The organism is Posidoniimonas corsicana (genome assembly GCF_007859765.1).
In the GTDB taxonomy this organism is placed as follows: domain Bacteria; phylum Planctomycetota; class Planctomycetia; order Pirellulales; family Lacipirellulaceae; genus Posidoniimonas; species Posidoniimonas corsicana.
Map to the genome: position 1 here is coordinate 299601 of NZ_SIHJ01000002.1, position 17178 is coordinate 316778.

Below are 17178 nucleotides of genomic sequence, written 5' to 3' on the forward strand. Positions count from 1 at the left end.
ACCTGGTGCGCCCCGGCCGCGTCATGGCGTAGCCATGACCGCCTACATCGCGAATCATCAGAAGAAGTTGCGCATCCTCAGCAAGCGAGAGGCCGCTCTCAAACGCGCAATCGATCAGGGACTAGACGAGTTCGAGCTTCTCGTTCTTGCCCATCTGGTCCGCGAGGCCAAGATGAGCGTGTTCAAGTGCGAGTACACCAAAAACAGCCCGAACCAGCCGAGTACTTTCTATCCGGAACGGGAAGCGCGAACCAACCGGCGAATAAGGCGGTGGCTGGATTTGACGCTCACTGAGATTGTTGAGATCTATCGCGTTTGTGAGAATCCTCCACGATAGTTTGCAGAGCGACCGGCAGCGAAACGAATGCCCACCGCTGGGGGGGTTGGGCGTACACCGGCGGTTGGCCAAGCGGACCCACCCTGCGCGGCGGTTCGACTCACGCAGAGTCGTAACGACGCAGAGATGCCGCGCTGGCTTCAACCAACTCTGCGACTCCGCGCCTCTGCGTGAGTCTGTTGCTTGACTGCAGCGAAGCGCCCCCCCCCCGCTGGCGGGTCGCCCTACGGCAACGGCAGCGGGTCCGGCTGACCCGCTGGGATCGCCTCGGCCGCTGGCGGCGCCGAGAATAGCTGCGGCCCAGCCGTGGCGGGCGCCGGCGGCTGAGCCGCCGTGGGCCCGCCCTGATAAACCACGCCCGCCGCGGGCGCCGGGTGCGCGTGGTAGTGGGAAGGCGCCTGCTGGGGGTGCAGCGCCGGTGACCGCCGCGGCCGCACCCGCACGATCCCCTTGCTCGCATTCCAAGCGTGGTGGTACGGCTTCAGCGCCAGCTCGGCATGGTAGCCCGGGCCCCAGCCGCAGCCGATCTGTTGCGGCAGGCTGGACGGCATGTTGAAGAAGCCCGACGCCGCCTGGCCGGTCGCAGCCGCCAACGCAACCAGCACGGCCGTTGTGATCCGCAGCGTCATCAGGGTCGCCCCGCTTCCGCGTCATGCCAAGACGGACGGCGCCGCGGCCGTCGCACAGCGGGAGGATCGTCGCGAGGCCCACTGCGGCGTTAGCCGGCCGAGGCCGCCGGCGAGGAATTGCCCGTGCGCGGCCGCGGACAGACGGGCTGGCGAAACCCTACGGGAAACGACGCTCCGCCGCGGTTAGCGATCCCGCCAGTGCCGGTCCGCAAAGTCCATAAACCGGCCCCAGTCGTACTCGGTCAGGTCGTGCCCGCCGGAGCGGAGGTGGTAGCCAACGCGGCCGGCGTGCCGAGGGCGTTCCGGCGGGGGCATCGGCCCGGCGCCGACCCCCTCGGCGCCCAGCAGCCGGTAGACCGGCCCCGCGTGCACGGCCGCCAGGAACTCGCCCTCCGGGTCGGCCCAGTCGTCCTCCGAGGCGCTGGCGACGTACGCCAGCCGCGGCGCGACCAGCGCGATCAGCTCGTGCTGGTCGACCGGCAGCGCGTCCTCGTTGTCGTTGTACCGGTTGTAGTTCTCGCAGAACCAGTGCGGGAACGACTTGTTGATCCGCGCAACCCGCTCGCCGTGCTTCCGCCGCGCGAGCGCCGCCCCCGTGCAGCCGGAGTTGTTGCTGACCACCATCGCGAACCGCTGGTCCTCGGCGCCGCACCACAGGGCCGTCTTGCCGCCCCGCGAGTGCCCCACCACGCCGATGCGGTCGTGGTCGACGTCGTCGCGGGTCTGGAGGTAGTCCATCACCCGGCTGGCGCCCCACGCCCAGGCGGCGATCGAGCCCCACGCGTCGGCGGGCCGCGGCCGGTCGGGTTCGTCGAACAGGCCGTGCACGCCGTTCTGGAAACCGTCGTGATGGTCGGGGTCGACGTCGGCGTAGTGGAACGCAGCGGCGAAGTAGCCGCGTTCAACCAAGTGCTCGGCCGGCCAGAACGGGCTCTTCTCCTGCCGGGTCGGGTCGATGTTCTCGGGGTCGCGATTGCAGATCAGCAGGAACCCTGGCGCCGGCGCGTCACGGCGGTTGGGGACGAACAGCGTCAGCCGGATGACCGCCTCGCCCCCCGTGCCCGGCAGGCGGATCGCGACCCGGCTGAGCGTCGCCCCGTCGGCCATCGCGTGCGGATCCCGCTCGGTGACCTCCCACCGCATGCCCTCGGGCCGTTCGATTGGCGCGCGGCCGTACACGTGCGTGCGGAACAGCTCGAGCAGCTCCGGCCGGCGTTCATCCCGCCACTGCACGGCGGACGTGACCGGGCGGCCGTCGGTGGTCTGCAGCGGGTGGGGCAGGTCGAGCGGTTCGGCCCCGGTGGCGTTGGCGGCGGCCATCAGCAGCATCAGCGATCGGATTCGGGGCTTCATAGACGCCGGCCTCGGAGCATGGGGCTGCTGGTTCACTCCTGGTGGGCGGCGAAGCGGTGGCCGGCGACCTCCATCGGCACGGCGTACAGCCCGGTCCGGGCGGTGACGTACAGGGTCTTCAGGTCGGGGCCGCCGAACGTGCAGTTGGCCGGGTGCTCCGGCAGCTCGATCGTGCCGAGGTGCTCGCCTGCCGGGCTAAACACCTGCACGCCGCGCGAGGTGGTCAGGTAGACGTTGCCGCGGGTGTCGACCGCGCCGCCGTCCGAGCCCTCGTTCGGGCCGCCCTTGGTGCGGCAGAAGTCCCGCGGCGGGCCAATCTTGCCGGGCGCCTCGACTGCGTAGGCGAGCATGACCGGCGAGCCGCTCGGCAGCACGTACAGCGTCTTCTCGTCGGGCGAGAGCAGCACGCCGTTGGGCGCCTTGATGTCCTTGGCCACCGACCGGACCTCGCCGCCGCCGGCCGGCAGGTAGTAGACGCCCTGCTGCCCCTGCGGCAGCGGCCGCGGCGCGCCGAACATCGGGTCGGTAAAATACACGCCGCCCGAGCGATCGATCACCAGGTCGTTTGGCGCGTTGAACCGTTTGCCGTCGTAGTCGTCGGCCAGCACGGTCCGGGTCTTCTCCTTCGGGTCGTAGGCGACCAGCGCGCCCGACATCTCGCACGCCAGCAGCCGGCCATCGGCCGCCAGCATCAGCCCGTTGGTACTGCGGGACTCGGTCGTGAACGGCGACAGCTTGCCGTCCTCCAGCACGTGGATGGTGTTCTTGGGGATGTCGGTGAAGTACAACCGCCCGGCGCCGTCCCAGGCGGGCCCCTCCAAGAACCCGTGCCCGGAAGAGAGCTTGGCGATCTCGCCCGCCGGCCCGACGCCCGGGATTGGTTCGGCCAGCGCTGCGGCGCCGATGGAGAGGAACGCGAGCAAGCAGGTTGAGCAACGGTTCATCGAGGGGCCGCCTTTATGAGTGGCTGATGTATCGAGAGTAGGTCGGCACGGATTGGACGAGGGCTCCCTAAGCCCGGCGTTTACGCCGGGTCGCAGGCCGGTTTAGTCCAACGAGGCCCGTTAACGGGCCTTCTCGCTCCAGGGCTTGAGCCCAAACGGGATTGCAGAGAAGCCCCGTGAACGGGCCTCAGACACAACACAAGCCCTCGCCTCCCCGGCATGAATGCCGGGGCTGCGAGCCCGCCTGCGTCGACGACGATTGCGGCTGACTATCACGGCGATGGCGACAGTCTACCCGCTCAGCAATCCAACAAGCAAACTGGCAAAGCTAATCCCGCAGGAACGGCCGCTTCACGAGCTGGATCAGCATCAGCAGCACGCCCAGCAGCAGCACGCAGGCCACCAGCACCGCCGGGACCAGCCAGCCGGCGCCGAACAGCAGCTCGGCGCGGGGCCAGATGCCGCCCCACTGCACCGCCGTGAACGCCGCGGCCAGGCAGAGGAACGGCCCGTACGGGATGGCGTCGCCGCGGCGGAGCACCAGGCTCAGCAGCCCCAGCACCAGGCCCGCGAACGGCGCCAGGAAGAAGGTCACCAGGCAGGCCTGCCAGCCGAGCAGCACGCCGACCATCATCATCAGCGTGACGTCGCCGAAGCCCATCGCCTCGCGGCCCATCGCGGCCGACCCGACCACCCGCACCGCCCACACCAGAGCGCAGCCCAGCACCAGCCCGATCAGCCCGGACAGCAGCCCCAGCCAGGCGGGGCCGCCGGCGAACCAGACCATCGCGATCAGCAGCGTGCCCATCAGCAGCACGTTGCGCAGCGGGAAGGAGAGCAGGTCGCGCCGCAGCCGCCCCCACCAGACCGCCAGCTTGGCCGGCAGGCGGTTGCTGCGGCCCAGCCGCCGCGGCGGCCAGGTGCGGTCGGCGACCGCAAGGCCCCAGATCCACCAGCACGCCAAACCGACCCCGATACCCCACGCGCTGCGGCGGGCGGCCAGCCACGCGGGCCAGCCGTTGGGGCTGAACGGCTGGACCGGCGTTACGAAGTACGCCTGGCCGTTGATGTCCACCACCGGCTGCCCGCCCGGCGTGGTGAGCGGCGCGCCGATCAGCGGCGGCGCGGCCACGGGCTCGACGTGCGGCAGCGCCGCCAGCGGCGCCAGGGTAATCAGCGTCAGGCTGAGGAACGTGCCGGGCCAGGTGACCGCGTCGGGAATGGTCTTCTCGTCGAAGTCGATGAAGGTCGCAACCCACATGAACGCCGCCAGCATGGCGTGCGCGAAGAACTGCAGGTGCAGCACGCCGGAGAGCGCCCGCCAGTCCACCGGCGTGGCGACCGGCACCAGCGGCTCGATCAGCCGGTGCTGGTCGACCTCCCACCAGTAGAGGGCCGCCATGGCGGCGGCGAACAGCAGCTCCAGCGCCAAGGGCCGCAGCCAGAAGCCGCGTCCCAAGACCGCCGCGTCGCGCCGCAGCCGCAGCCAGCCGAGCACCGGCACGCGGTCCAGCCAGCCCCGCCGGGCGACGCCCTCGGGCGTCGGCTGCCAGGGGGAGATCCGGCGGCGGTCGTAGGCGAACTCGTACACCGCGGCGTTGAGCAGCGACCCGAGAACGGCGCCCGCGCAGGCGACCGCGGCCAAACGGAGCCAGAGCGGGACGTCCATGAGCTGCTGCATGCGGTCGGTTTGCCCGCTGGGGTTGGTGCGATTGGCGCCGGCGCTAGGGGCCGGCGGCGAGCCGTTCGGCCAGCTGCCGGGCGACCTCCTCCGGGGCGGCGGCGGCCACGTCAACGGTAAAGGTAGCACACGCCTGGTAGATCGGCGTGCGGGCGGCGAGCACTTGCTCGATTTCCTGCGTCACTCCGGCGCCGGTCAGGCTGGGGCGGCGGTCGCCGGTCGAGGCGTCGCCGGCCAGGCGGGCGGCCAGCACGTCGGCCGGCGCGGTGAGCCACGCGACCGGCCCAGCCGCGGCCAGCCGCTGGCGGGTCGCCTCGCGGAGCACGGCCCCGCCGCCCAGCGCCACGACCGTCCGCTCGGCGTCGCAGAGCCGCGCGACCACCTGCTCCTCCAGGTCGCGGAAGGCCGGCTCGCCCGACTCGGCGAAGATCTGGGCGATCGACCGGCCGGCCTCGCGTTCCAGCTCGTCGTCCGCGTCGACCCACGACCAGCCGAGCCGCTCGGCCACCAGCCGCGCGACGGTCGACTTGCCGGCGCCGCGGTAGCCGATCAGGAAGAGTCGCTGGGGGAGGGTCATTCGGCGGGTCGGTCCCGCCCCTGGCGGGGTGGGCTAAGGGGGAACGCTAGTCGAGCCGCAGCCAGCAGCCAAATACTAACAGCTCTATCAGTACTTTACGGGCCCAATAACCCGCTTGAGCGTTTCGCGCATGACGCCCTCAGGGGCGCGCTGCCCGGTGAAAAGCTGGTACTGCAGCTCCGCCTGGCGGACGAACATCTCGACGCCGGTCACGACCCGCGCGCCGTGGTCGCGGGCGTCCTTGATCAGCAGGGTCGACTCCGGGTTGTAGACCGTGTCGAACACCAGCATCGACGGCTTCAGGCAGGACTTCTTGACCGGCGACTCGTCGACATTGGGGTGCATGCCGATCGGGGTGCCGTTGATCAGGATGTCGACGTCCGCCAGCCCGCGCGACTCCCACTCGACCGCCTTGGCGTCGAACTCCTCGGCCAGCCGGTCGGCGCGGCTGCGGGTGCGGCTGGCGATGATGGCCTTCACGCCGCGCTTGTTGAGCCCGTACAGGATGGCCCGCGAGACGCCGCCGGCGCCCAGCACCAGGGCCCGCTTGCCCGCCAGCGGGCTGGGGTCGGCGCCCACCTCGCCCAGCGCGTGCTCCATGGCGTCCATCGCGGCCTGGCAGTCGGTGTTGCCGCCGATCACCTCGCCGTCGCGGAACAGCACGGTGTTGACCGCGGCGATGCCCTTGGCGGCCGGCGAGAACTTGGTCAGGCTGCCGGCGATCGCCTCTTTGTGGGGGATCGTGACCGACAGGCCCTTGATGCCCAGCTTGGGGACGTCCTGCACGAACTTCTGCAGGTCGTCCGCCGGCACGCGGAACGGCACGTACACGGCGTTGAGCCCCGCCTCGGCGAAGGCCGCGTTGTGGATGTGCGGGCTGAGGCTGTGCGCGATGGGGTCGGCGATCACGCCGAACACCTGGGTGTCGGCGTTGATGTCGTTGTGCCGGTAGATCTTGACCATCTGGTCGTAGCTGAGCTGCCCCGGCGCCAGCGCCCGCTCGTGGTGGAAGGTGGCGTAGGTGAACGGCGCGCCGTACTTGGCGCCCAGGATCCGCGAGGGCGCGCCGATGTCGCCCATGCACATGCCGACCGTGGGGATCTCGCTGTCGCGGACCAGCTCCAGCATGCGGATGTTGTCGTCCGGCCGGTGGGCCATGGTGGCGATCTTGACGATGTCCGCGTCGAGCCCGGCCAGCTTGGCGTGCAGCGCGTCGAGGTCCGCCGGCGTGTGGCGGAAGTTGTGGTGGCTGATGATCCGCTTGGTCTTGCCGTAGCGGGGGATCGAGGCCGCGATGTCGTCCTCCAGGTCGACGTAGTCCACGCCCAGCGCGATCGCCTCGCGGAGCATGGTCAGCCGCTGCGACTCCTCGCCGGTGAACTTGCCGCCGTCCTCCTCCCGCCGGCACGTGACGATCACCGGGCAGGGGCGGTCGGCCACCAGCCGGTTGAGGTTCACCCGGGTCGAGATGTAGTCCAGCCGCAGCTCCACGAGGCCGGCGCCCTGCTCCACCAGGTGCTTGTGCTCGGCCAGCATGTGCTTGTGTCGGCTCCGGCCGATCGAGACGCAGATCATAGATGAGGGTCGGGGTGAGGGGGCAGTAGCGTTGGACCGGACGAACGCCCTATTTTCGCTGCCCGCGGGCACAAAATCAAAGGGGGACGGCGGAAGGGGGATCGGGGCGCCAATTCCCCCCTTTCGTCAGATCCTTTTGAACCGCTTGTCGAGTTCTTCGCAGGTGAACACCAGGGCGGTGGGGCGGCCGTGGGGGCAGTGGTGGTGGTTCTCGGTCAGGCCCCGCTGGGCCAGGAGGGCCGAGATCTCGTGCGGGGTGAGGGGGTCGCCGTACTTGACCGCCGCCTTGCAGCTCATCATGTGCAGCAGCTCGTCGAGCGTGTCCCGGCGGTCGGGCGCCTTGCCGCCGCCCACCAGCTGCTCAACCAGGTCCCGCAGCACCTCGGCGGGCGGCAGCTTGGCCAGCATGGCCGGGTACGCGCTGACCAGCACGGTGTCGCCGCCGAACGGCTCGATGTCCACGCCCAGCTCGGCCAGCAGCGACTGGTTCTCCAGAGCGGCCGCCGCCTCGGCCGGCGACAGGTCGACCGGCTCGGGCACCAGCAGCTTCTGCCGCTCGACCGCGCCGGCCAGCACCTTGGTGCGGATCTGCTCGTACAGGATCCGCTCGTGCAGCGCGTGCTGGTCGATGACCTCCATGCCCTCGTCGGTCGCGACGATCAGGTACCGGTTGTGCAGCTGGATGGCGGTCGCGGCGTGCTGCGGGGCGGCCTCCGCGGTGGTCGACGCCGCGTCGTCGTGGTCCGCGGCGGCGCCCGCCGGCGCCGGCCGCCACGCCTGGCCGCGGGCCTCGGCCTCGGCGGCGGGGGTGAACCGGCGGAGCGTCAGCGGCTCGCCGGGCGACGGGGCGGGCGCGACGGGCGGCGGTCCGCTGTGCGGGTCGTCCAGCCGCCGCTGGGTTAGTCCCTGGCCGGGCAGCTGGGTTAGTCCCTGGCCGGGCAGCTGGCTGCGGGCCCAGTCGACCAGCTCGCTCGCGCAGGTGGCGGCGGCCTCGTCCTCGGTGGGTTCGCTCGACCGCTCGACCGGCTTGAGGTCCGTGCTGAGGAACTTGGTCCGCAGCGTGCTGAGCAGCTGGCTGTACAGCCGCCCGCCGTCCTGGAAGCGGACCTCCAGCTTCGTGGGGTGCACGTTGACGTCGACCTGGTCGGGCGGCAGGTCCAGGCGGAGGAAGCAGACCGGGTAGCGGCCGGTCAGCAGCAGCCCGCGGTAGGCCTCGCCCAGGGCGTGCTGCAGCGAGCGGTCGCGGATCGCGCGGCCGTTGAGCAGCAGGTACTGCAGGCGGTTGTTGGCGCGGCTCACGGTGGGGTTGGCCACATAGCCGCTCAGTCTGACGCCGTCCTGCTCGCTGGCGACCTCGATCAGCGTGTCGGCGATCTCCTGGCCGAACAGCACCGCGATGCGGCTCCGCCAGTCGTCGGTGGGCGGCAGGTCGTGGATGACCCGGCCGTTGTGGCTCAGCGAGAACCGGCGTCCCGGGTGGGCCAGCGCCACGCGGAGGAACGCCTCGGTGGCGTGGCCGATCTCGGTCTGCGGCGTGCGGAGGAACTTCTGACGCACCGGCGTGTTGAAGAACAGGTTGCGGACCTCCACGGTGGTGCCCACCGGGCAGCCGGCCGGCGCGACCGGCTCGGCCTGGCCGCCGCTCACCACGAGTTCCGCGCCGGCGGTGGCGTCGGCGGTGCGGCTGCGGAGCGTGAAGCGGCTCACCTCGGCGATCGAGGCGAGCGCCTCGCCACGGAAGCCCATCGTGCCGACGCGGAACAGGTCGTCGGCGGTCTGGATCTTGCTGGTGGCGTGGTTGGTGACCGCCAGCGGCAGGTCGTCGGGGGCGATGCCGCAGCCGTCGTCCGCGACGCGGATCAGCTCCGCCCCGCCCTGCTCGATCGACACGTCGACCCGCTGGCCGCCGGCGTCCACCGCGTTCTCAACCAGCTCCTTCACGACGCTCGCCGGCCGCTCGATCACCTCGCCGGCGGCGATCTTGTTGATAACGGAACTAGGGAGGAGCTTGATCACTGTTGAGTCCATTCAAAAAACTGTCGGCCGCAGGTTGTCCGCTCGTCCGTTTCACCTCGTGGGAAGGAGCGGTGCGGGTGTTCTCGGTCCCACCCCTCGCGCGGTGGGCTGCACTGGCTTGCCGCAGAATAGCAACTACCAACCACGAGCCACCAACCACCAACGACTAATTTAGTCCATACTCTTTGATCTTGCGGTACAGCGTCCGCTCGCCGATGCCGAGCATGCCGGCGGCCTCCTCGCGGTTGCCGCCGGTGACCTTCAGGGTCTCGGCGATGAACAGGGCCTCCAGCTCGCTGATGGTCTTGCCGACCAGATCGGCGAGCCCGGCGCCGCCGGACGGCTCGCCCGCGGGGCCGTCGGCCTCGCCGGCGCTCAGCTCGGGCGGCAGGTCGTCCAGGTCGAGGACGCCGTCGTAGTCGATGACGACCATCGTCTCCACGGCGTTCTTCAGCTCGCGCACGTTGCCCGGCCAGTCGTACGCCAGCAGCCGCCGGCGGGCGGCGGTCGACACGCCGGTGATCTCCTTGTTGTGCCGCGCGGCGTGCAGCTTGACGAAGTGCTCGATCAACAGCGGGATGTCCTCCCGCCGCTCCACCAGCCGCGGCAGCCGCACGGTGAGCACCTTCAGCCGGTGGTACAGGTCCTCGCGGAAGCTGCCGTCGGCGATCGCGGCCTCCAGGTCCCGGTTGGTGGCCGACAGGATCCGCACGTTGACCTTCACCACCTCGTTGCTGCCGACGCGGGTGATCTCGCCCGACTCCAGCACCCGCAGCAGCTTGATCTGCGTGGCCAGCGGCATGTCGCCGACCTCGTCGAGGAACAGGGTGCCGCCGTCGGCGTACTCGAACTTGCCGACCCGGTCCCGCGCGGCGTCGGTAAAGGCGCCCTTCACGTGGCCGAACAGCTCGCTCTCCAGGATGTTCTCCGATAGCGCGCCGCAGTTGAGCGCCACGAACGGCCGCGGCTTGCGGGGGCTGTTCTGGTGGATCGCCTGCGCGATGAGCTCCTTGCCCGCTCCGGTCGGCCCCTGGATCAGCACCGTGGCGTCGGTCGGCGCGATGCGGCTGAGCCGCTCCACCACGCCCCGCATCACCTCGCTGTTGCCGACCACCCCCTCGAAGCCGAACTTCTCGTCCAGCCGCCGGTTGAGCTCGGCGTTGGCGCGGCGTAGGTGCTGGCTGCGGGCGGCGTTGTCGACCACCGCGCGGAGCTGCTGCAGGTCGAGCGGCTTGAGCAGGTAGTTGAACGCCCCGGCCCGCATCGCCTCGACCGCCGACTCGACCGTGCCGTGCCCGGTCACGAGGATCACCTCGGCGTCGGGCAGCAGCTCCTTGCTCTTGGCGAGGATCTCCAGCCCGCCCACGCCCGGCATCACCAGGTCGGTCACGACGATCTCAAACGCGTCGCGCTCCAGCAGCCGGGCGCCGTCGGCGCCGGTCGTGGCGACCACGCACTCGTAGCCCAGCTTCTCGAGGCTGGCGGCCATGGCGTCGGCGTGGGCGTCGTCGTTGTCGACGATCAGCACCTTGACCGGCGGCCCGGCCTGGGCGGTTCGTTTCGCGGGGGTGGCTGGTGGCAAGTTGGAAGCTGTCGGTTGGGAGTGGTGGGTCGACCGCAGGCCAGGACAGCCCACCCCGCCAGGGGTGGGACCGAACCCTGATTATTGAAGAGTTCGCCAGCGAGCGGAAGCCGGAGCCGCGACCGTCAGGGGGCGTCGGGGGTGGGTTGTCCGCTCCCGGAGGGTCGCGGTTCAGCGGCCGGTTTGTTGGCGGCCCCCAGCCGCGCCACGGCCGGCAGGTCGATCGAGATCCGCGTGCCGCGGCCCAGCTCGCTCTCCACGCCGATCGTGCCGCCGTGGGCCTCGATGATCTTGGCGGTGGTGGGCAGGCCCAGGCCGCTGCCGCCCGGCTTGGTGCTGAAGAACGCCTCGAACATTTTGCTGATCGTGGCGTCGTCCATCCCCTCACCGGTGTCGGTCAGGTAGATCGAGGCGGTCGCCCCGTGGCCGCGGGTCTGGACCACCAGCTGCCCGCCGTCGGGCATCGCCTGCTTGGCGTTGAGCAGCAGGTTCATCAGCGCGCCGCGGAACGCCTCGCGGTCCAGCAGCACGCTGGGGAGCTCCGGGTCGAGGTACGGCACGATCTCCACGCCCGCGGCCGCGCACTCGGGCTCGAAGAAGTCCAGCGCGTCGGCCAGCTCCTTGTTCAGGTTCCGCGGCTCCAGCGCCACGCGGCGGACCTTGGCGTAGTTGAGGAAGTCGTCCAGCAGGTCCTGCAGCCGGTTGCACTCCCGCTGCACCGCGTCGATCCGCTTGGCGGCCCGCCGCTCGGCGGGCGACATCTGCTCCTCGGGACCCTCCAGCAGGTCCTCGGCCAGCAGCTGCATGTTCAGCCGGATGGTCGACAGCGGGTTCTTGATCTCGTGCGCCAGCCCGCCCGCCAGCCGCGCGATCTCGGCGTACTGCGCCATCAGCCGCTGGACGGTCTCTTCGCTGGTGGGCTGCTTCATAACGGTTGATTAAAACGCCAAGGAGCCGCGACGCCAAGCTGCGGGCCGCAACTACGCGAGGGATCCGCCAAGCACGCCAAAAGCGCCAAGCAGCTATCTCAGGCCAGCGAAGTAGGCGCCAAGGGACAGGGGGGCAATCAACGCCAAAGCCAGGTACATCGAGAACGGGTCGGCCGGGGTGACGAGCATCGCGACGACGAACGAGGCGATCAGGATCGCCGCAAGCGCCCCCATACTCGGCCGGCGCCCTGATCCCTCAGGACGGTTGGGCCCTGTCGATGGCGAGCGGTAGGGGTTGAGGCCACTCATTCTGTGCGTCCCTGCTTGCCGCCTAATTGGCGTTCTTGGCGGTTAGATAAAAAAAGCCGGGCCCTGCTTGCAGGGCCCGGCCGTGGGTTTCATCGTTCGAAGCGACAGGCGGCCTAGGCCTCGGCCGGCTCCTCGGCGGGGCCTTCGGCCTCAGCCATGGCGGCCTTGCGGCTCAGCTTGACGCGGTCCTGCTCGTCGACGGCGATCACCTTCACCTGCATGCGGTCGCCCACCTTGCAGATATCGGCCACGCTGCCGACGTACTCGTTGGACAGCTCGCTGATGTGGCACAGGCCGTCCTTGCCGGGCAGGATCTCGACGAACGCGCCGAAGTCCTTGATGCTGGTGACCTTGCCGTCGTAGATGCGGCCCACCTGCACGCTGGCGGTGGTCGCGTCGACGCGGTTGAGCGCGCCGCGGACCGACTCCTCATCGGGGCCGGCGATCGTGACGGTGCCGTCCTCCTCGACGTCGATCGTCACGCCGTGCTCCTCCTGGATGCCGCGGATGTTCTTGCCGCCCGGTCCGATCAGCAGGCCGATCTTCTCCGGGTTGATGCTGGTCCGCACCAGGCGCGGGGCGCTGGCCGCGGTGCCGGCCCGCGGCCGCGGGATGGCGGTCAGCATCGCCTTGAGGATCTCGATCCGGGCCTCCCGGCTCTGGGCCAGGGTGGCGCGGATGATCTCCTCGCTGATGCCCATGATCTTCAGGTCCAGCTGGATGCCGGTGATGCCGTTCTGGGTGCCGGCGATCTTGAAGTCCATGTCGCCGAAGTGGTCCTCGTCGCCGAGGATGTCGGTCAGCAGGGTGAACTGGTCGCCCTCCTTCACCAGGCCGACCGAGATGCCCGCCACCGGGTTGGTGATCGGCACGCCGGCAGCCATCAGGCCGAGCGTGGCGCCGCACACCGACGCCATCGAGCTGGAGCCGTTGGACTCCATGATGTCGCTGATCACCCGGATCGTGTACGGGAACTCGTCGTGGTCGGGGAGGACCGGGTTGACGCTCCGCTCGGCGAGCATGCCGTGGCCGATCTCACGCCGGCCGGGGCCGCGGATCGGACGGACCTCGCCGACCGAGAAGCTCGGGAAGTTGTAGTCCAGCATGAACCGCTTGCTGTACTCCTCGAACAGCCCGTCGACGCGCTGCTCGTCGCGGCCGGTGCCCAGCGTCACGGTGACGAAGGCCTGGGTCTCGCCGCGCTGGAACATGGCGGAGCCGTGCACGCGGGGCAGCAGGTCCACCTCGCAGTACAGGCCGCGGAGGTCGCCGCCGGCGCGGCCGTCCGGACGCTTGCCCTCGAGGATCGTCTCGCGGACGACCTTGCTCTCCAGCTCGTGGAACTCGTGGCCGAACGAGGCCAGCGAGAACGCGCCCTCGGCGTCCGGGTCCGGGATCAGCTCGGCGAGAGCCTCCTCCTTGACCGCCTTGACGGCGTCGGCGCGGTCCTGCTTGCCCTCGGTCTGCTTGGCGGCCTTGAGCTTGCCGTGCCAGGCGGCCAGCTTGTCGGCCAGCCCGTCCGGCTCAGGCGTCTGCCAGTCGATCTTCTGGGGCTGCACCTGGGCGACCAGCTCCTCCTGCAGGTCGCACAGCTCGCCCACGTACTTGTGGGCGGTCATGAGCGCCTCGATCATCTCGTCCTCGGGCATCTCGCGGGCGAAGCCCTCGATCATGAGGATGGCGTCCTTGGTGCCGCTGACGATCAGGTCGAGCGTGCTGAACTCCAGCTCCTCGGCGGTCGGGAACGCGACCAGCTCGCCGTTGACCTTGCCCAGACGCACCGAGCCGAGCGGGCCCATGAACGGCAGCGGGCTGATCGACAGCGCGGCCGACGCGCCGTTCATGCTGAGGATGTCGCCGTCCTGCTGGCGGTCGCTGGCCAGCACGAAGCTCTGGATCTGCACCTCTTCCTTGAAGCCCTCGGCGAACATCGGGCGGATGGGGCGGTCCATCAGCCGGGCGGTGAGGGTCTCTTTGGTCGTGGGGCGCCCCTCACGCTTGAGGAAGCCGCCGGGGAACTTGCCCGCCGCGGCGTGCCGCTCGCGGTAGTCGCAGGTGAGCGGGAAGAAGTCGATGCCGGGCCGGGCGGGGCCGGTGGCGCAGGCGGTAAAGGAGATGGTCTCGCCGTACTGGGTCAGCACGGCGCCGGCGGCCTGCTTGGCCAGGATGCCGGTCTCGATGCTGAAGTTGTGGCGACCGATCTGGCGTTCAACGCGGATTTTTTTCAAGGTTCTGCTTTCTGAATACTAACCGTCGAGCGGGCGCGGCACGGCCGCAGCAACCGGGTTCGCACACACGGGAGCCAGCCGGCGGACACGCCGGCTTAACGAGCCAAGAAGCCACGTGGGCCGTGCGGCCCAGCGGCATCGCCCCGGTTTGAGGGGCGGGCGGCAGAGAACGATCGAGGAACAAGCCTGAAAGAAGACTCAGCGGGGCCCGCCGACCACAGCCGGCCGCACCCCGAGTCGGTCGACCAGGATCGGCCGACCGGCGAACGCGTTTTTCTTTCCTTGACTGCCTACTTGCGGATGTCCAGGCGTGCGAGCAGGTCGAGGTACAGCTGCGGGTTGTGCCGCTTCACGTAATCCAGGTGCCGACGACGGCGACTGACCATCCGCAGCAGGCCGCGCCGGCTGGAATAGTCCTTCGGGTGCACCTTCATGTGCTCCGTCATCTGGCGGATCTGGTTCGTGAGAACCGCGATCTGGACCTCGGGCGAACCGGTGTCGCCCTCGGTGCGTCCGAATTCCTTGGCCAGATCGTGCTTCTGCTCAGTCGTCAACGGCATACGAGTAAACCTGCTAGACCTCTAAAAAACTGCTGAATCGCCCGGCGCCCTCCGTGCTCCCCAGGTGCTCCACTCGCCGCCGCCGTCCCGGGTGGGCCAACCGCCGAGCCCGTCCGACTCGGCCGCCCGGCCCTTGCCGGGGCAAGCCCGGCGAGACGCGATCTTGGCGTGGTGCTGGTTGCTGTGGGGTTTAGCGCCAACTCCTTCCGGCGGGGGCCCAACGCCCCCGCTCCAACAAATGACTTTCACACTGGTAACTGCGTACAGACGCTACAAGCTCAGCAGTATAGCGGACTTCCGGAACGCTGCAAGCGGGTCTGCGACGTGAAAAACGCCGGATGCTGAGCGGGCCGAGGCCGGCTAACGGCGGCGACGCGGACCCCCGACCGCCCACCCCGCCAGGAGATAGGATTGCCATCAGGGTAGGCCCCCCCTGGCGGGGCGGGCCGAACCGCTATCGAACCTGCGAATCCGCGACGCTAGGCCGTCTTGGTGGTCCGCAGCACGTCCTTCAGGCGGACGACGTCCCACGCCAGGCCGGTCTTCTCCATGAGCAGGATCATCCAGTAGGTGGGGTCGATCTCCCACCACTTGTGGCCCTGCGAGGCGACCCGCTGGTAGGCGTGGTGGTTGTTGTGCCAGCCCTCGCCGAAGGCCAGCAGTCCGACCAGCCAGTTGTTGCGGCTGTCGTCGGTGGTCTCGTAGTTGCGGTAGCCCCACATGTGCGAGATCGAGTTCACAAACCACGTGACGTGGAACACGTACAGCATCCGCATCCCGGTGCCCCAGGCCAGCATCGACAGGCCGTACTTCCAGCCGCCCATGCCGAGGGCCGTGCCGAAGTAGCCCACCAGGAACAGCCCCAGGCCGACCGCCAGGTGGCTGGGCAGGAACAGCTTGTGCAGAACGATCATCACCCGGTCCTTCATCATGTCCGGCGCGTACCGCTGCAGCAGCTCCTTGTGCCACTTCATGCCGCGGTTGGGCATGAACCACGTGATGTGGCTCCACCACTTGCCGTGGCGGGGCGAGTGGGGGTCGCCGTCGTGGTCGCTGAAGGCGTGGTGCTTGCGGTGGTTGGCCACCCAGGTCAGCGCCGAGCCCTCGCCCGACAGCCCTCCCAGGAACGCCAGCAGCCAGCGCACCGGCCGGTAGGTCTTGAAGCTGCCGTGGGTCAGCAGCCGGTGGTAGCCCATGCAGACGCCCAGCGATCCGGTCATGCCGATCAGCACCAGGCAGGTCACCAGCGCCTGCCAGCTGAAGTAGAACGGCGCCGCCACGGCCAGCGCGTGCACCGCGACGATCCAGATCACCACCGGCCAGTCCAGGCCCTTCCGCCACAGCGCCCAGGAGTTGGCCTTCTGGGTCGGGTCGGCCATCGGGTCGACCTTCGCCTTGGGGACCGGCTTGGTTCGCTTCGTTTTGGCGGGCGTCGACACAGGATCGGTAGGGATAACGCTCATGACGGGGGGTCTCTCGTGCCAGCAGGCAGTATGGGGAGGTCCGGCTTCAGACGGTGCCGGGGGAGATCGAGCAGAGTGACCGCCGAAGCGGCCGAGCAGAAGGTTCCTTGCTTGGGGCGGGTTTTCCCGTTTCGCTTCCTACGGCAACGGGTCCTCGTTGGCCGAATAAAACCGCGAAATAGCCCCAACTCTTGAGAAGAATTCTCAACATCCCAATCGAGGGCCACGCCCAAGCTTAAAGCGATTTGCCCGGGGCCGATACCCCAAGACCCCCTCTGCTGCCGACGGATTCCCGGGGCCCGCCGCAAAAACCTGGAGTTCTAGGCAATCTGAGGCGACCCACCGGGCGCACCCGATTTCGGACCCGCGGAGGCAGTTTCGCGCCGGTCGAAGGCCCGGGCCGCCAGCAGCCCGCCGACCAGCGAGGCAAGCATTGCAAAGCACGCGTGGCCCACCGTCAGGAAACTCTCGCGGGCAAGCGGGGCGTACAGCACGGGCGGGGTGGCAACGGGGGTCGCCACCACGGTGATGTTCTGATTCGACGGGTAGGCCTGGGCCGGCTGGTAGTAGGCGGCCGTCTGCGGGATGGTCGGCGTCCCCACAGGAGTTGGGATCGGCGTGTTGTTGTTGACCGGGTGCAGCGAGGCGAACGCGACCCCCAACAGCTTGCTGGTGATCAGCCCGTTCCGCTCGGCGGAGTACCCCACGGTCGAATTCAGCGCGGTCCCCCAGCCGGTCGGCAGGAACAGACAGTAGCCGACGCCCCCGATCAGCACGCCGGCCCACCAAGCGCGGGCCCTCCGGTCGCTGCCCACCGCCAACGCTACCGCCGCGATCAGCCAGAACAACACGGCCGTGGAAAACAGGGCCGCCCACCACACGCCGGGAGTCGCCAGGGCCGCGCAGGCGACCGCCACCAGTGTCACCGCCGTCAGCAGCAGACGCAGGTTGAATTGCATGTCTTGGGGCTCCGGTAAGTAGAGGTGGGGATCGCA

15 protein-coding genes are annotated in these 17178 nt (G+C 69.5%); 1 reads left to right on the forward strand and 14 read right to left on the reverse strand.

Annotation, left to right across the window (positions count from 1 at the left end; all coding sequences use genetic code 11):
* Nucleotides 1-34: 34 nt before the first annotated feature.
* On the forward strand, nt 35-337 hold the full coding sequence (locus tag KOR34_RS17300; RefSeq protein ID WP_146566495.1) for a hypothetical protein: 303 nt from the start codon (nt 35-37) through the stop codon (nt 335-337).
* Between the two features lie 224 nt (nt 338-561).
* Here KOR34_RS17300 and KOR34_RS17305 read toward each other — a convergent pair whose 3' ends face one another.
* The 14 genes from KOR34_RS17305 to KOR34_RS17370 form a co-directional block, all read right to left on the reverse strand.
* Entirely contained in the window at nt 562-966 is a 405-nt protein-coding gene (locus KOR34_RS17305; protein ID WP_146566497.1) for a hypothetical protein, read from the reverse strand.
* A gap of 183 nt (nt 967-1149) precedes the next feature.
* Nucleotides 1150-2319, reverse strand: a complete 1170-nt coding sequence (locus KOR34_RS17310) for a glucuronyl esterase domain-containing protein (RefSeq protein ID WP_146566499.1) — start codon at nt 2317-2319, stop codon at nt 1150-1152.
* Between the two features lie 32 nt (nt 2320-2351).
* Nucleotides 2352-3263 carry an SMP-30/gluconolactonase/LRE family protein gene (locus KOR34_RS17315; RefSeq protein ID WP_146566501.1) on the reverse strand — a complete coding sequence of 304 codons (912 nt, stop codon included), beginning with the start codon at nt 3261-3263 and terminating at the stop codon, nt 2352-2354.
* 328 nt (nt 3264-3591) lie between these two features.
* Complete coding sequence (locus KOR34_RS17320; RefSeq protein WP_197531519.1) at nt 3592-4932, reverse strand: prepilin peptidase; 1341 nt, start codon at nt 4930-4932, stop codon at nt 3592-3594.
* Between the two features lie 55 nt (nt 4933-4987).
* Nucleotides 4988-5521: a shikimate kinase gene (locus tag KOR34_RS17325; protein WP_146566505.1), complete on the reverse strand. Its 534-nt coding sequence runs from the start codon at nt 5519-5521 to the stop codon at nt 4988-4990.
* Between the two features lie 87 nt (nt 5522-5608).
* A complete protein-coding gene (aroE, locus tag KOR34_RS17330; RefSeq protein ID WP_146566507.1) occupies nt 5609-7096 on the reverse strand; it encodes a shikimate dehydrogenase in 1488 nt (495 codons plus the stop codon).
* A gap of 126 nt (nt 7097-7222) precedes the next feature.
* The gene (gene mutL / locus KOR34_RS17335) at nt 7223-9112 is read right to left on the reverse strand and encodes a DNA mismatch repair endonuclease MutL (RefSeq protein WP_315852861.1); all 1890 of its coding nucleotides are present in this window, start codon (nt 9110-9112) and stop codon (nt 7223-7225) included.
* 166 nt (nt 9113-9278) lie between these two features.
* Complete coding sequence (locus KOR34_RS17340; protein ID WP_228714680.1) at nt 9279-10694, reverse strand: sigma-54-dependent transcriptional regulator; 1416 nt, start codon at nt 10692-10694, stop codon at nt 9279-9281.
* Nucleotides 10695-10819: 125 nt separating this feature from the next.
* On the reverse strand, nt 10820-11623 hold the full coding sequence (locus tag KOR34_RS17345) for a two-component system sensor histidine kinase NtrB (protein ID WP_146566512.1): 804 nt from the start codon (nt 11621-11623) through the stop codon (nt 10820-10822).
* Between the two features lie 93 nt (nt 11624-11716).
* Nucleotides 11717-11932, reverse strand: coding sequence for a hypothetical protein (locus KOR34_RS17350; RefSeq protein WP_146566514.1), 216 nt, complete (start codon nt 11930-11932; stop codon nt 11717-11719).
* Between the two features lie 113 nt (nt 11933-12045).
* Nucleotides 12046-14160, reverse strand: a complete 2115-nt coding sequence (pnp, locus tag KOR34_RS17355) for a polyribonucleotide nucleotidyltransferase (RefSeq protein WP_146566516.1) — start codon at nt 14158-14160, stop codon at nt 12046-12048.
* 290 nt (nt 14161-14450) lie between these two features.
* Entirely contained in the window at nt 14451-14720 is a 270-nt protein-coding gene (gene rpsO, locus KOR34_RS17360) for a 30S ribosomal protein S15 (protein WP_146566518.1), read from the reverse strand.
* Between the two features lie 479 nt (nt 14721-15199).
* Entirely contained in the window at nt 15200-16183 is a 984-nt protein-coding gene (locus KOR34_RS17365; RefSeq protein WP_146566520.1) for an acyl-CoA desaturase, read from the reverse strand.
* Between the two features lie 320 nt (nt 16184-16503).
* The gene (locus KOR34_RS17370; RefSeq protein ID WP_146566522.1) at nt 16504-17142 is read right to left on the reverse strand and encodes a hypothetical protein; all 639 of its coding nucleotides are present in this window, start codon (nt 17140-17142) and stop codon (nt 16504-16506) included.
* Nucleotides 17143-17178: the final 36 nt, after the last annotated feature.